This is a genomic window from Shewanella sp. DAU305, from assembly GCF_026802235.1.
Lineage (GTDB): Bacteria > Pseudomonadota > Gammaproteobacteria > Enterobacterales > Shewanellaceae > Shewanella > Shewanella baltica.
On the sequence record NZ_CP113808.1, the window covers coordinates 2,700,839 to 2,715,207 of the forward strand.

General features: G+C 46.3%; 13 protein-coding genes. 9 read left to right on the forward strand and 4 right to left on the reverse strand.

The genetic code is table 11. From position 1 onward, the window contains the following. The first annotated feature begins 2 nt into the window (after nt 1-2). From hscA to OX890_RS11500, 7 genes are all read left to right on the forward strand, one after another. The gene (gene hscA, locus OX890_RS11470; protein WP_012089340.1) at nt 3-1,865 is read left to right on the forward strand and encodes a Fe-S protein assembly chaperone HscA; all 1,863 of its coding nucleotides are present in this window, start codon (nt 3-5) and stop codon (nt 1,863-1,865) included. Nucleotides 1,866-1,873: 8 nt separating this feature from the next. After that, nucleotides 1,874-2,212: an ISC system 2Fe-2S type ferredoxin gene (fdx, locus tag OX890_RS11475; protein ID WP_006081852.1), complete on the forward strand. Its 339-nt coding sequence runs from the start codon at nt 1,874-1,876 to the stop codon at nt 2,210-2,212. Between the two features lie 158 nt (nt 2,213-2,370). Further along, the gene (rimK, locus tag OX890_RS11480; RefSeq protein WP_006081851.1) at nt 2,371-3,276 is read left to right on the forward strand and encodes a 30S ribosomal protein S6--L-glutamate ligase; all 906 of its coding nucleotides are present in this window, start codon (nt 2,371-2,373) and stop codon (nt 3,274-3,276) included. A gap of 113 nt (nt 3,277-3,389) precedes the next feature. Further along, nucleotides 3,390-3,587 (forward strand): Fe-S cluster assembly protein IscX, encoded by a 198-nt coding sequence (gene iscX / locus OX890_RS11485; protein ID WP_006081850.1) that lies wholly within the window; start codon nt 3,390-3,392, stop codon nt 3,585-3,587. Between the two features lie 217 nt (nt 3,588-3,804). Next, a complete protein-coding gene (locus OX890_RS11490) occupies nt 3,805-3,972 on the forward strand; it encodes a hypothetical protein (RefSeq protein ID WP_006081849.1) in 168 nt (55 codons plus the stop codon). Nucleotides 3,973-4,169: 197 nt separating this feature from the next. Then, on the forward strand, nt 4,170-4,601 hold the full coding sequence (gene ndk, locus OX890_RS11495; RefSeq protein WP_006081848.1) for a nucleoside-diphosphate kinase: 432 nt from the start codon (nt 4,170-4,172) through the stop codon (nt 4,599-4,601). 362 nt (nt 4,602-4,963) lie between these two features. After that, a complete protein-coding gene (locus tag OX890_RS11500) occupies nt 4,964-5,407 on the forward strand; it encodes an Hsp20 family protein (RefSeq protein WP_006081847.1) in 444 nt (147 codons plus the stop codon). A gap of 101 nt (nt 5,408-5,508) precedes the next feature. Here the strand turns inward: OX890_RS11500 and ilvN are convergent, their stop codons facing one another. From ilvN to OX890_RS11515, 3 genes are all read right to left on the reverse strand, one after another. Further along, nucleotides 5,509-6,003 carry an acetolactate synthase small subunit gene (ilvN, locus tag OX890_RS11505; protein WP_006081846.1) on the reverse strand — a complete coding sequence of 165 codons (495 nt, stop codon included), beginning with the start codon at nt 6,001-6,003 and terminating at the stop codon, nt 5,509-5,511. After that, nucleotides 6,003-7,721 (reverse strand): acetolactate synthase 3 large subunit, encoded by a 1,719-nt coding sequence (locus OX890_RS11510; protein ID WP_006081845.1) that lies wholly within the window; start codon nt 7,719-7,721, stop codon nt 6,003-6,005. The genes ilvN and OX890_RS11510 overlap by 1 nt, the downstream gene beginning before the upstream one ends. A gap of 545 nt (nt 7,722-8,266) precedes the next feature. Next, nucleotides 8,267-9,490, reverse strand: a complete 1,224-nt coding sequence (locus OX890_RS11515; RefSeq protein ID WP_126491823.1) for a multidrug effflux MFS transporter — start codon at nt 9,488-9,490, stop codon at nt 8,267-8,269. Nucleotides 9,491-10,085: 595 nt separating this feature from the next. Here OX890_RS11515 and OX890_RS11520 point away from each other — a divergent pair. Beyond that, nucleotides 10,086-11,960, forward strand: a complete 1,875-nt coding sequence (locus OX890_RS11520; protein WP_126491824.1) for a choice-of-anchor I family protein — start codon at nt 10,086-10,088, stop codon at nt 11,958-11,960. Between the two features lie 188 nt (nt 11,961-12,148). On the opposite strand, the gene OX890_RS11525 is transcribed toward OX890_RS11520, so the two are convergent. Next, nucleotides 12,149-13,507 carry an aminotransferase-like domain-containing protein gene (locus tag OX890_RS11525; protein ID WP_126491825.1) on the reverse strand — a complete coding sequence of 453 codons (1,359 nt, stop codon included), beginning with the start codon at nt 13,505-13,507 and terminating at the stop codon, nt 12,149-12,151. A gap of 92 nt (nt 13,508-13,599) precedes the next feature. Between OX890_RS11525 and OX890_RS11530 the strand changes: the two genes are divergently transcribed. Beyond that, nucleotides 13,600-14,226: a LysE family translocator gene (locus OX890_RS11530; RefSeq protein WP_041411170.1), complete on the forward strand. Its 627-nt coding sequence runs from the start codon at nt 13,600-13,602 to the stop codon at nt 14,224-14,226. The last annotated feature ends 143 nt before the right edge of the window (nt 14,227-14,369 follow it).

Genomic DNA, 14,369 nt, shown 5'->3' on the forward strand with positions numbered 1-14,369 from the left:
ATATGGCCCTTTTGCAGATAGCTGAGCCCGGTCAAAGTGCCGCGCCGCACCAACATAGACTTGCCGTTGGCATCGATTTAGGTACGACCAATTCTTTGGTGGCGGCTGTTCGAAGTGGAGAGACGGCAACCCTGCCGGACGAACTTGGACAGCATTCATTACCTTCTATCGTGCGTTATACCCAAGATTCAGTCGAAGTCGGCGCCCTTGCGGCGTTGAGTTCGGCGCAGGATCCGCAAAACACGATCGTTTCGGTTAAGCGTTTTATGGGCCGCAGCCTGGCTGATATTAAAGCCGGCGAGCAATCATTCCCCTACGAGTTTGCCGAAAGCGAAAACGGTTTACCTTTATTCGTGACTCCCCAAGGCCAAGTGAATCCAGTGCAAGTGTCTGCGGAGATTTTACGTCCGCTGATCGCCCGTGCTGAAAAAACCTTAGGTGGCGAGCTGCAAGGTGTCGTGATCACAGTGCCTGCTTATTTTGATGATGCCCAGCGCCAAGGCACAAAAGATGCCGCAGCTTTGCTGGGTGTTAAAGTGCTACGTCTGTTGAATGAACCGACGGCTGCTGCGATTGCCTACGGCTTAGACTCTAAGCAAGAGGGCGTGATTGCCATCTATGACTTAGGCGGCGGTACCTTCGATATTTCTATTTTGCGTTTGAATCGCGGTGTATTCGAAGTGTTAGCCACCGGTGGTGATTCAGCGCTTGGCGGCGATGATTTCGATCATTTACTGCAAGCACATATGCAACAAGTGTGGCAGCTTAGCGACATCGACTCACAATTAAGCCGTCAACTGTTGATTGAATCGCGTCGAGTCAAAGAAGCCTTAACGGATGCAGCAGAAACTGAAGCAAAAGTGATCCTTGCCGATGGGACTGAACTCACGCAAATCGTTTCTAAAGCTGAATTTGATGCCATGATTGCGGCGTTGGTTAAGAAGACCATTGCAAGTTGTCGCCGCACCCTCCGTGACGCGGGCGTGACTACGGATGAAGTGCTTGAAACTGTGATGGTTGGCGGTTCAACGCGCGTGCCATTAGTACGTGAACAGGTTGAAGCTTTCTTCGGCAAACCACCACTGACGTCTATCGATCCCGATCGTGTTGTCGCTATTGGTGCGGCCATTCAAGCCGACATTTTAGTGGGTAATAAACCCGAATCTGATTTGCTGCTCCTCGATGTGATCCCTTTGTCATTAGGCATTGAGACCATGGGTGGCTTAGTGGAGAAAGTGGTGTCGCGTAATACGACGATTCCGGTTGCGCGAGCACAGGAATTTACCACTTTTAAAGATGGTCAAACGGCCATGGCATTCCATGTGGTGCAGGGCGAGCGTGAACTCGTTGCCGATTGCCGCTCACTGGCGCGTTTTACTCTGAAAGGTATTCCGCCGTTAGCCGCAGGCGCTGCCCACATTCGTGTGACTTTCCAAGTGGATGCCGATGGTTTACTCAGCGTGACAGCGATGGAGAAATCCACCGGCGTGCAATCTAGCATTCAAGTTAAGCCGTCTTTTGGTTTATCGGATACTGAAATTGCCACTATGCTGAAAGATTCGATGAAGTATGCCAAAGACGATATCGGTCGTCGTATGCTGGCCGAGCAGCAAGTGGAGGCGGCGAGGGTACTCGAGTCTTTACATGCCGCGTTAGCGAAAGATGGCGACTTGCTGAATGCCGATGAGCGTGGACAAATCGATGCCACTATGGCCAATGTGGCGCAAGTTGCCGCGGGCGATGATGCCGATGCGATTAAGCTCGCGATTGAAAAACTGGATGAGCAAACCCAAGATTTTGCTGCCAGACGTATGGACAATTCTATTCGAGTGGCATTCAAAGGCCAGTCGATCGACAACATATAGGTGATGTAATGCCCCAATTAGTCTTTCTTCCCCATGCCGAGTTGTGCCCAGATGGCGCAGTGCTTGAGGCGAATGTTGGTGAGACCATTCTTGATGTTGCGCTGCGTAATGGCATCAATATCGAGCATGCATGTGAAAAGTCCTGTGCTTGCACGACGTGTCACTGTATCGTGCGTGAAGGCTTTAATGATCTTGAGCCAAGTGATGAGCTGGAAGATGACATGTTAGACAAAGCTTGGGGACTTGAGCCCGAAAGCCGTCTATCTTGTCAGGCGAAAGTGGTCGACACTGACATGGTGATTGAGATCCCTAAATACACGGTTAACATGGTCAGCGAAGGCAATTAATGCTGCCGCGATAATTGTTAAAACCAGTCCACGTGACTGGTTTTTTGCTTTTGGCGTTGAGCATTTGTGCAACTAATCTTGTCTATGCCTCTAGTTGTTTGATTTATCCCTGCGCAGGCGTATTATGCGCTCAAAATTAATGGTTGCCGGAGACCAGAATGAGAATAGCGATCTTATCGCAAGGGCCTGAGTTATATTCAACGAAGCGACTCGTTGAAGCGGCTCAATTACGTGGTCATGAAGTACACGTAATCAATCCCCTTGAATGTTATATGAATATCAACATGCGGCAATCGAGTATCCACATTGGTGGGCGAGAGTTACCCGCATTTGATGCTGTGATCCCCCGTATCGGGGCGTCGATTACCTTTTATGGCTCTGCGGTTTTGCGTCAGTTTGAGATGATGGGCGTATATGCTTTAAATGATTCTGTTGGGATCTCCCGCTCACGTGACAAATTGCGTTCTATGCAGTTGATGTCACGCCGCGGCATTGGCTTACCCATTACTGGTTTTGCCAATAAACCGAGTGATATCCCCGACTTGATTGATATGGTGGGTGGCGCGCCTCTGGTGATTAAATTACTCGAAGGCACCCAAGGTATTGGCGTGGTATTAGCCGAGACCCGTAAAGCGGCTGAGAGCGTGATTGAAGCCTTTATGGGCCTTAAAGCCAACATCATGGTGCAGGAATATATCAAAGAAGCCAATGGCGCAGACATTCGCTGTTTCGTGCTCGGCGATAAAGTGATTGCCGCCATGAAGCGTCAAGCTATGCCCGGTGAGTTCCGCTCTAACTTGCACCGTGGTGGCACGGCAAGTTTAGTCAAATTAACCCCAGAGGAACGCTCAGTCGCCATTCGTGCGGCTAAGACCATGGGGCTTAATGTGGCTGGTGTTGACTTGCTACGCTCAAACCACGGTCCTGTGATCATGGAAGTGAACTCTTCACCCGGTCTTGAAGGAATTGAAGGCGCCACCACGAAAGATGTGGCGGGTGCTATTATTGATTTTGTTGAAAAAAATGCAATTAAAGTGAAAAAGGTGACGCAAGCACAGGGTTAGTGCCCTTGCTGTCGAGTATTGACTACGGAATATCAACACTTGATTCACCTCCTTATGGGTAACGCCGTTTAGCAAGAACTTACCCATTAAAGCGAACCGAATAGGGGAAAACGATGACATTAACCTGGATAGATTCGTTAGATATTGCGTTGGAATTACTCGAAGCACACCCAGAGGTGAATCCTACTCAGCTGCATTTCACCCAATTGTATGAGTGGGTGTTAGCCTTGGATGATTTTGCCGATGATCCCAAGCACTGTAATGAAAAAATACTGGAAGCGATTCAGCAGTGTTGGATTGATGAAAAGTAGTGAACACAGTGGTGATACGGCTTTTTATGTGAGGCATCTTGTCCTTTTGACGTTTAACTAAGGTGATTTACCTCACGCATTTGCAGCGGCGCAGAGAATATTTGGCGAGAGTTTGATCACAGTCAAGTTCATTTTTAGCGGATATCGTACCTTGTTGTATATTGGTTAAGGCATTTAAATGGCTTAACTTTGTTATCGCAACTGCAAGGATGTTCACATGAAACTTTTGCTTGTATTGTTATGTATGCTTGTCCCTTCAATGGCTTGGGCTCATCCAGGACATGGCGGTGTCGGTTTATTCCATCACTTGTTAGATCTTGCACCCGCAGTCATTTTAGTCGCTTTGATTGCTTGGGCAGGTATTTGGGCCAAAAATAGAAAATAATCCCATTTTTTAATGAGTTAATGGACCCTGCTGAGGATTTATCCTCCTAGCGGGGTCTTTTGTGTGATCAAGCTGATTACGAATAAAGCGAATGTGCGCAATATCTCAGACTAATTTGCTATAAAGATAGGATTTAGCTTTTAAATTTCGTATAATCCGCGCGAATTTTTTAAACTTGCTGACAAAGGAAGCTAGTTATGGCGATCGAACGCACATTTTCTATTATCAAACCTGATGCTGTTGCAAAAAACCACATCGGTGCTATCTACAATCGTTTTGAAACTGCTGGTCTTAAGATCGTTGCATCAAAAATGTTACACCTGACTAAAGAACAAGCTGAAGGTTTCTATGCTGAGCATAGCGAGCGCGGCTTCTTCGGTGCTCTGGTTGCATTCATGACTTCTGGTCCTATCATGGTCCAAGTATTAGAAGGCGAAAACGCTGTTTTAGCTCACCGTGAAATTTTAGGTGCAACTAACCCAGCTCAAGCGGCTCCTGGTACTATCCGTGCTGATTTCGCTGAAAGCATTGACGAAAACGCGGCTCACGGCTCTGATGCTGTTGAATCTGCTGCTCGTGAAATTGCTTACTTCTTCAGCGCTGAAGAACTGTGTCCACGCACTCGTTAATTCGATGCTAAGACTGAAAAAGGAGCCCTAGGCTCCTTTTTTATTGGCTGCAATTTAGCGAATACTGCTTGCCGTGCGCAATGAATCTAATGCCGCGATACCAATTACATCTCGATTCACCGTTTTAAAGCGGTATTAGCGTTTGTTTTTATTGTTCTTTTAAAATTCTGCACATTTTTTTAATTTTCTTGCTTGAAATTTTCTCTTCCGTCCTTATATCTATTTCAGGATCGCTCGATGAGGGTCCTAGTGTGAATTCTGTGCCGTAAGGACAGAAGATTTAATTCGGCAGACTCTACAAACGTTTTCATCCTGAAAACAGTCCGCCAATTCTCCATATTGCTTAAGACAAGGATATGAATATGCGTACTTATGATTTAACACCACTTTACCGCAGTGCCATTGGTTTTGACCGTTTAGCGCAATTGGCAGAACATGCCGCCGCCAATAATGGCAACTCAGGTTATCCTCCATATAACATCGAATTACTCGGCGAAAATCGTTATCGCATAACGATGGCCGTAGCCGGATTCTCAATGGATGAACTTGAGATCAGCAGTGAAGGTGAAAAATTACTGGTGAAAGGCAATAAAGCCGAAAGCCAAACCGAGCGTAAATACCTGTATCAAGGCATAGCTGAACGCGGTTTTGAGCGTACTTTCCAGCTAGCAGACTATGTCACTGTGCTCGGTGCAAGTTTAGAAAATGGCTTACTCAATGTTGATTTAGTGCGTGAAATTCCTGAAGCATTGAAACCACGTAAAATTGAAATCACCTCATCGCGCTTGTTAGACAGCCAGTCATAATTGACGCTGTGATAATCGCTTAAAAAACAAGGGGAGCATTATGCTCCCCTTGATGTTTTTGTATTTATGCGAAAAATGTCCGCGAGATTTCCTTCAGAAAACTAGGCTTTCATGGCCTTTTCGCCGCGGGCCAAACCCACCACGCCGGAGCGTGAGACTTCGACCAGTTTGGTGACTTCCCCCAGCGCATGAATAAAGGCATCGAGTTTATCTGACGTGCCCACCATTTGGATGGTGTATAAATTGGCGGTGACATCGACAATCTGTCCGCGGAAAATATCCGCCATACGTTTCACTTCTTCCCTAAATTCGCCTTGGGCACGGACCTTAACAAGGGCGAGTTCGCGTTCAATATAAGCAGACTCAGTAATATTCGATACTTTTAACACATCGATTAACTTATGTAGCTGCTTCTCTATCTGCTCTAATACCATTTCATCGGCAACGACTGTGATATTAAGCCGCGACAGGGTGATATCGTCCGTTGGCGCCACTGTTAAACTTTCAATGTTATAACCGCGCTGTGAAAACAAACCGACCACACGAGACAGGGCGCCGGATTGGTTTTCTAATAATACAGATATAATTCGACGCATTAGCATTTCTCCGTCTTGGTCAGCCACATTTCATTCATCGCACCACCGCGGATCAACATGGGGTACACGTGCTCAGTTTCATCCACCATGATGTCGATAAAGACCAGCCTGTCTTTCATCGCCAGTGCTTCAGCCATTTTTGACTCAAGTTCGGCGGGATCGCTGATCGTCATTCCAACATGACCATAGGCCTCGGCAATTTTGGCAAAATTTGGCACTGAATCCATATAGGAATGTGAGTGACGGCCAGAGTAAATCATGTCCTGCCATTGTTTTACCATGCCAAGGAAACGATTGTTTAAGTTGATAATTTTTACTGGCGTATCATATTGCAGCGCGGTTGAAAGCTCTTGAATGTTCATTTGGATGGAACCATCGCCCGTAACACACACAACGGTGGCATCAGGCATGGCCATTTTTACGCCCATCGCGGCGGGCAAGCCGAATCCCATCGTCCCTAGGCCACCTGAGTTGATCCAGCGGCGCGGTTTATCGAACGGATAGTACAAGGCGGCAAACATTTGGTGCTGGCCAACATCTGATGCGACATAGGCATCGCCATTGGTCAGCTTATACAAGGTTTCAATTACTTGCTGTGGTTTGATGCGGCCACTGTTTTTGTCATAGGCCAGACAATCGCGGCTGCGCCATTGTTCAATGTCATTCCACCAAGTGGCAATGGCATCGTTGTCGTTGTGTTCGTTCGATTCATCTAACAGTGCCAACATGCTGTCTAAAATACTGTCGGCCGAACCCACGATAGGAATATCCACGTGGATAGTTTTCGAAATAGAAGAGGGATCGATGTCGATGTGCAAAATGGTCGCGTTCGGACAATATTTTTCCACATTATTGGTGGTTCTATCGTCGAAGCGTACACCAATACCGAAGATCAAATCGCAGTTATGCATTGTCATGTTGGCTTCGTAGCGACCGTGCATCCCAAGCATGCCTAAACTGTTTTTGTGGGTGCTTGGAAAAGCGCCAAGCCCCATCAGGGTGCTGACGACGGGAATATTCAATCTCTCAGCCAATTGCAGTATTTGCTTATCACAACCTGAGATAATCGCGCCGCCACCGACATAAAGTACCGGTTTTTTCGCGGCTAACAGGGCTTGAAGACCACGGCGGATCTGACCTTTATGGCCTGATGTCGTTGGATTGTACGAGCGCATTTTGACGCTTTCTGGGTAGCAATATTCGTGCAGCAGGGCGGGGTTTAAACAATCTTTGGGCAGATCGACAACCACAGGACCGGGACGGCCAGTAGAGGCAATGTAAAAAGCCTTTTTAATAATTTCAGGAATTTCAGTCGGATCTTTAACTAAAAAGCTGTGTTTCACCACAGGGCGAGAGATACCTATCATGTCACATTCTTGGAAGGCATCGTTACCGATAAGATTGCTCGGGACTTGACCCGATAACACCACAAGGGGAATAGAATCCATGTAAGCGGTGGCAATACCGGTAATCGCGTTGGTCGCGCCTGGGCCTGAGGTGACTAATACCACGCCCACTTTACCCGTGGCACGGGCGTAGCCATCGGCCATGTGTACGGCGGCTTGTTCGTGGCGAACGAGTATGTGTTCAATACCGGGGATAACGTGCAGGGCGTCGTAGATATCTAAAACTGAACCGCCAGGATAGCCAAAAATGTGCTTTACGCCTTCATCGATCAAAGAACGCACTATCATGCTGGCGCCGGATAACATCTCCATGTGGAACTCCTATTGCATAGTACCGTTACGGTAAACAGTATCTTGTTACAGCGACGGTAATCGCTCTAAAAATTAAGCCTGAAGGGTAATTCAGACTCCGAAATGCTGAACTGACTTCGTCGAAGACAAGTGACTCATCCCTTAGGATGCAGCAACTGTTGCAATGAACAGAATTTCATCATATTCAAAAAAAACAACATTTCAAGCCTTTTATGTAAAAAATAACCAACTTGAAACAATTTCACGTTTGAATAGCTCGATAACTTGCTGGAATCGCCAAGTAACCTAGGCTGATTTATGGGCTTATCTTATTTTTTTCAGATTGTTAGATGCTTAAAAAGCAAAAACGGCACTAAAAGTGCCGTTTTGGTGCGGGAGGTTAGATAAGCAGATACTTAACTGTCGCGATTAAATATTACTTATTTGCTACATCTGTGAAAGCCAATACGCTGTTTTATGCGATCAAACATGTGTTGCCGATGTGGCATTGGTATCCATGGCTCTTAGAAATAGACCCTTAAAAATAGACCCTTAAAAATAGATCCTCAAACCGTCGGCGATATTTGATGCTTTGGACGATTGAATTGGCAAATACCGACTAACACAATAGAACCTAACATGAGTGCAGAGAAGGGCACGGCTGTGCCATCGTAAAACACCGCCAATAACGGGCCCGCCAGTGCGCCACAGCCAAATCTTAAGGTACCAATAACTGCGGTTGCGGTTCCCGTTTCTTGCTTGAACTTCATCAGTACTATCGCATCGGCATTGACTGACATCACCCCTAGGCTACCCATTAAAGGAATAAGCATGATCACGGTAAAGTGATAGCTCATATCCAGCAGGTTTACGGTTAATAAACCGACCCCAGCAATTGCCCCGAAAAAGGTCGACACATGCAACATACGGAGCGAACCATAACGGCCCACGATACGTGTATTAATAATATTAGCCAACATCAACGCGCCGACGTTAGTGCTAAACAAGATGGCAAAATAGGATTTATCTAAGGCAAAGACTTCCATGTAAACGAAGGGCGATGCGGTGAGATAACAGAAAAATGAAAAAGACGTTAACACGCCACTGGCAATGTTTAGCTTAACGCCAGGACGGGAAAATACGGTCGCATAGGCGCCAAGAAACGATTTTTGGCTGCGGGTATCCATATCTTTATCGCTGGGCATTTTTAGCGCAAACAGCACCAGTAATAACAGGGTTGCGGCATAGGCGGATTGAATGAAGAAGATTAAATGCCAATCACCGAGTTCGAGGATCACGCTGCCAATGCTAGGTGCGAGTAATGGCGCTAACATCATGATTAAACTCACGTATGACATACCCTTGGCGGTATTATCACCATAGACTTCTTTGATGTATCCCGGTACCACCACAGTCGCAGCCGCGCCGATAAAAGCCTGCAAAAAACGTAGTCCAAGAAAGACTTCTACTTGACCCGCAAACCCTATCAGTAAGCTGGTGAGCATAAATCCACTCAGTCCCAATATCACCATAGGGCGACGACCAATGCGGTCGGCTAGGGGGCCGAAACATAACATGCCCAGCGCGTAACCTGCTAAGTAGATACTCAGGGACTGTTGCACTGTCGTGACATCGGTATGAAAACTGAGTGCTAATGTCGACATCGCAGGTAAGTACATGTCGATGGCCAATGGCGTGATCGCGACAATCGCCGCAAGCATGGGAATAAGCAGCGCTAAATTCGGTATACGTCTGCCGTTATGGGCAGAAGGTTGTGATTGTGGGTCCACTGTTACCTCGGGTGGCGAAAGAATTGAAAGCGTATTTCACAGGTTTATGCGGTGTGGTTTAAATTGTACTAGGACAATTCACAATTAATCCGCCATTTTTAAGCCAGTTCCTGCGCTACCAGTTTCTACACTAAGCGCGAGAGCACATGATCAAGATCATTGGCGGGGTTTAGGCAAAAGTGAATTGCGGTATTGTCTATTTGCACAGTTCAGACAGTAAGCAATAGCATAGTAAAGTGCTCGGACAAATAAACCAATCTTTGCGCTGATTTCTTTACTGTTTTTTACCGATTAAATTGTAACTAAGTGGTAAGTTTGATTATCGAGGCATCACTTTAGTGGATTGAGCCGTTATCTTCACAAGATTCTTCATTTAAATCTTTCTTATCAAGTCTTTCTTATCAAATTGCAGCCCTTTGTAACTCAGCTCTTTACATCTTAGTCCTTCACATCCTTATGGTTCAAACTGACTCATTCTAAAGTGCGAGCTGTCATCTGAGTGTCACGGCTTTGTCATCCCTGCGTCTTTTATGCTGACTAGTTTAGTGGGCTTTAGCTTCACCCTACTAAAAATAAAATATTCAGGAATGACACGATGAAAACACAACGACTTCCGCTAGCCGCTGCCATTATGGCGAGCTTATTACTTGGAGCCTGCAGCGGTGATGATGGCGCAGCAGGTGATAAAGGCGACAACGGCTTAAATTCACTGGTTAACGTGACGGCATTGAATATCGGTGATGCCAATTGTCCCGCCGGTGGTCAGCGTATCGATACCGGATTAGATGCTAACAATAATGGACAATTAGATGACAGCGAGATTGCAGCAGCGCAAACACAATATGTTTGCCAGCCACAAACTGCAGGCTTAAAAGCTGAGTTAATTGGTCGCCATCAGACTGGTGTTTATGGCTTAAGTGCCGCCGAAATCGTTGAATATCACAGTGCATCTAACCGTATTTTTGTGGTCAATGCCATTAGCGGTAAAGTGGACATTATTGATGGCAGTTTATTAGCAACGGCATCCAATGCCGCTGATCCGTTAGCATTGAATAATCTTGAAAAATTTGGTGAACTTGATGTGGCTAAAGACGTTGGCCAAACCTTTATGGGTAGCGTTAACAGTGTGAGCATTTCAGGCAACTTGTTAGCGGCTGCAATTGAACGTGGCGATGCTGCCGGCAATAAAACCCAAGCCAATGGTTTTGTCGCTTTTTATCAGCTTAACGGCACAGATGCACCGCAGTTTATCAGCGCGGTAGAAGTCGGCGCTTTACCCGATAACGTGGCATTTACCCACGATGGTAAAACCTTATTAGTGGCCAATGAAGGCGAGCCAAATCCAGTCTATACACTAGATCCTGAAGGCAGTGTGGCGCTGATTGCAATTACTGACGGTAAGCCCGCAGCCACTGCGACTATTATCGGTTTTAGTGAATTTAATCAGGGCGGTGCACGTGCCAGTGAGATCATGCCAGACATTAAAATCAATGGTCCAATGGCGAGTGTGGCGCAGGATTTAGAACCTGAATATATCGCCATTAGCCAAGATAACCGCCGTGCGTTTGTCAGTTTGCAAGAGAACAATGCCATTGCCGTAATTGATATCTCCAATGCCAAAGTCGCCAAAATTTTACCACTAGGCCTTAAGGATTACGGACTTGAGGTGAATAAAATTGATGCGAGTGATAAAGACAATCTTGTCAACATGCAAAGCTACACAGGCGTCTACGGCATGTATCAACCCGATACTGTCGCGACCTACCGTTGGAACAATACCGACTTTATCGTTACGGCCAACGAAGGTGATTCCCGTGATTATGCGGGCTTTTCTGAAGAAGCCCGCGCAGGGGATTTAGTGCTCGACCCTAATCACCCACAATTTGCCGCCGCAAAAGATAAAACGCAGTTAGCCCGCCTTAAAGTGACCACTAGCATGGGTGACGACGATAATGACGGCGACTACGACAAGATAGTCAGCTTCGGTGCTCGCTCATTCTCGATTTGGAGCGCAGACGGTCAGCAAGTCTTTGACAGTGCGAGTGATTTTGAACGTATTACCGCGGCACTTTTAGGCAGTAACTTCAACAATAATAACGAAGAAAATAAAGGTGATAGCCGCAGCGATGACAAAGGACCAGAGCCAGAAGCCTTAGCCCTGGGGCAAATTGGTCAACGACTATATGCCTTTGTTGGTTTGGAGCGTACTTCAGGCTTTATGATCTATGACGTGACCAATCCCTTCGATGTGCATTTTATCGACTATGTTGTGAATCGTGATTTTGATGCCGACTTTGTTATCGATACAGATACGGGTGAAGTTAAAGGGGATGCAACATTGGCGGGTGATTTAGGGCCAGAAGGGATGAAATTTGTCAGTGCCGATAAAAGCCCTAACGGTAATCCTTTGTTAATCATAGGCAATGAAGTCAGCGGCACGACGAGTGTTTACCAACTAAAGATTAAATAATGGTGCGTTAGTGGTTTATAACTAATTACTTGTTCATCAAGCTTGTCAGTAACATCAGCGCCAGTAGCATACATGCTACTGGCGCTTTTTTATGCTCTCTAATTTTATAAATTAGCTATTTAGTGTGAATTAACTTCATCTGACATGGCGCATAAAAATTGGCTGAGTTCGGAGGTTTTTAAGCGCTATTACACCACTGAATAGGCATTTTGTACCAGGGAGTGAATCGTCGCCTCGATACACTCAATCGCATGTTGAAATTGACTGTCGTTTTCGGCGCCGCCAAGGCTTAAACGAATAAAATTGTCATGGCAATTAAAGTCATCTCCATTACGGATCAAAATGCCTTTAGCGGCCAGTGCTGTGACGAGGTGATGGGCCTTGATATCTTCTGGCAGATGTAGCCAACCGTTAAGTCCTCGCCAAGTTTGGGCTAATCCCAGTCGTTCGCCCATGGCGATACAGAGACGTTGGCGTTGGCGAACTATGCTATCGCGATCGGCAGTGATTTGACCTTTCTTAATCAACTGACAGGCTATTTCAATGTTCAGCGGCGATACCATCCAGCATTGGCTATGAATCGCGAGTCGCACTTGGGCGATCAGTGGTTCAGGCACCAGAATAAAACCTTGCCTTAGGCCGCCAGAAAACAATTTTGACAGGCTAGAAATATAAATCACCCGTGGGATAGCCAGCTGTTTTGCTAATTGCCACAGGGGCGAATGCCACTCTTCGGGTAAACAATAATTCACATCATCTTCAATGATATAAAACTGATACTGCTCGGCCAATTCGAGGAGTTTTTTCCGCTGCGACTCACTGTATTGAATACAGGTAGGGTTTTGATTATTCAGGGTTAGATAGACTAACTTGGGATGATGGATTTGCACTAACGCCTCAAAGCGGGCGAGATCCACACCTTCATGGGTGAGGGGCACACCAATGCTGGTCACGCCGAGTTGCTTAGCGCAAATTCTCACGCCTGGATAACTGTATTGCTCGTGCAGCAGCACATCACCCGTCGATAAAAATGCACTCAAACAGGCAAAAATCGCTTGCTGGCCGCCATGGGTAAAGATCAGTTGCTCAGGCGTTTGTTGTATGCCGCGTTGGTTAAGCCATTGGTGAAACACTTGTTGGTGTTGATCTAATGGACTGGCGCGATAACCCAGTAACTGGCTGAGCTTTGTTGGGTCTTTTGCTAATTGGCTGAGGCAATCACTGAGGGTGCTGATTTGATCTGTGAGTGGCTGCTGGCAGGTCGCCATATTCAATTGTACGTTACCTATCTCTGGTACTGGTGAGGCGTTGACATAGGTGCCATCACCCACGCGTGCTTCAACGTAACCCCTTTGTTCCGCCAATGCATAGGCGCGGGTTACTGTACCAATAGTGATACCTAAGGCATCGGCTAGGCGGCGCTGCGGTGGCAGTTTACTGCCTTGGGTCAACACCTTCTGCAAAATGCCTTGTTCTATCGCACTGACTAAGCGCTGATATTTAGGGCCTGAAAAAGCGTTTAGGTCTGGCGTCCAGATTGTACCCATGACAATAAATCCATTGATCTCTAATATTCTCCGTATATTATTTATCGCATCTATTTATGTCAATAAATGTATGCATACAATTTAAGGTGAATATGAATACTGCACTACTCTATGATCCACAATTATGGACCTTGATGGCTTCTGCCGCGTTGTTTTGTGCAACCATGACCATGACGCCCGGACCGAACAATATCCTCTTAGCGAGCTCTGGTGCACATTTTGGTGTGCTGCGCACTGTGCCGCACATTGCAGGGATCCGCTTGGGTTCGACTTCTTTACACCTTGCGGTGTTATTTGGGCTTGGCACCTTGTTTGAAGCATTACCGATATTGCACCAAGTATTGAAATATTTCGCTTTGGCGTATTTGCTGTATCTCGCGTACAAATTAGTGACGTCGCCAGTGCAGAGCACGCATCTTGATGACGGCCGAAAACCTATGACTCTGATTGAGGCCGCCTTATTCCAATGGATTAACCCTAAGTCTTGGATGTCGACAATTACCCTGTGCAGCGCATTCACATTAGGCGGCGATGGCTTTTGGCTCAGTGCCTTTCTTGGGGTATTAACCTTTAACTTAGTGGGATTTCCGGCGTCATTTACTTGGGTGTTTGTCGGTGCGGCGATCAGTAAGAAACTCAATACCGATAGACGTAAGCGTCATTTTAATTGGTTTATGGGCAGTTTACTTTTAGTGTCACTGCCGATGATATTGCGCTAACTTAGTGTTTATTCAGCGCCTAACTCCATAAATATTCTGAGGAAAATACTCGCGTAATGATTGGCTTTATGCCATAACCAACATACTATTGCTGGCTTTTAGGTAATGACCTTTTCGCTGAATATTTTCAGTCTCGGTTATAC

Bases quoted from the DNA above. Each gene is read 5' to 3' on its own strand.
- OX890_RS11520 (WP_126491824.1), top strand. From the start codon at position 10,086: ATGAAAACACAACGACTTCCGCTAGCCGCTGCCATTATGGCGAGCTTA.
- ndk (WP_006081848.1), top strand. From the start codon at position 4,170: ATGGCGATCGAACGCACATTTTCTATTATCAAACCTGATGCTGTTGCA.
- OX890_RS11525 (WP_126491825.1), bottom strand. From the start codon at position 13,507: ATGGGTACAATCTGGACGCCAGACCTAAACGCTTTTTCAGGCCCTAAA.
- fdx (WP_006081852.1), top strand. From the start codon at position 1,874: ATGCCCCAATTAGTCTTTCTTCCCCATGCCGAGTTGTGCCCAGATGGC.
- ilvN (WP_006081846.1), bottom strand. From the start codon at position 6,003: ATGCGTCGAATTATATCTGTATTATTAGAAAACCAATCCGGCGCCCTG.
- rimK (WP_006081851.1), top strand. From the start codon at position 2,371: ATGAGAATAGCGATCTTATCGCAAGGGCCTGAGTTATATTCAACGAAG.
- OX890_RS11490 (WP_006081849.1), top strand. From the start codon at position 3,805: ATGAAACTTTTGCTTGTATTGTTATGTATGCTTGTCCCTTCAATGGCT.
- OX890_RS11510 (WP_006081845.1), bottom strand. From the start codon at position 7,721: ATGGAGATGTTATCCGGCGCCAGCATGATAGTGCGTTCTTTGATCGAT.
- OX890_RS11500 (WP_006081847.1), top strand. From the start codon at position 4,964: ATGCGTACTTATGATTTAACACCACTTTACCGCAGTGCCATTGGTTTT.
- hscA (WP_012089340.1), top strand. From the start codon at position 3: ATGGCCCTTTTGCAGATAGCTGAGCCCGGTCAAAGTGCCGCGCCGCAC.
- OX890_RS11530 (WP_041411170.1), top strand. From the start codon at position 13,600: ATGAATACTGCACTACTCTATGATCCACAATTATGGACCTTGATGGCT.
- iscX (WP_006081850.1), top strand. From the start codon at position 3,390: ATGACATTAACCTGGATAGATTCGTTAGATATTGCGTTGGAATTACTC.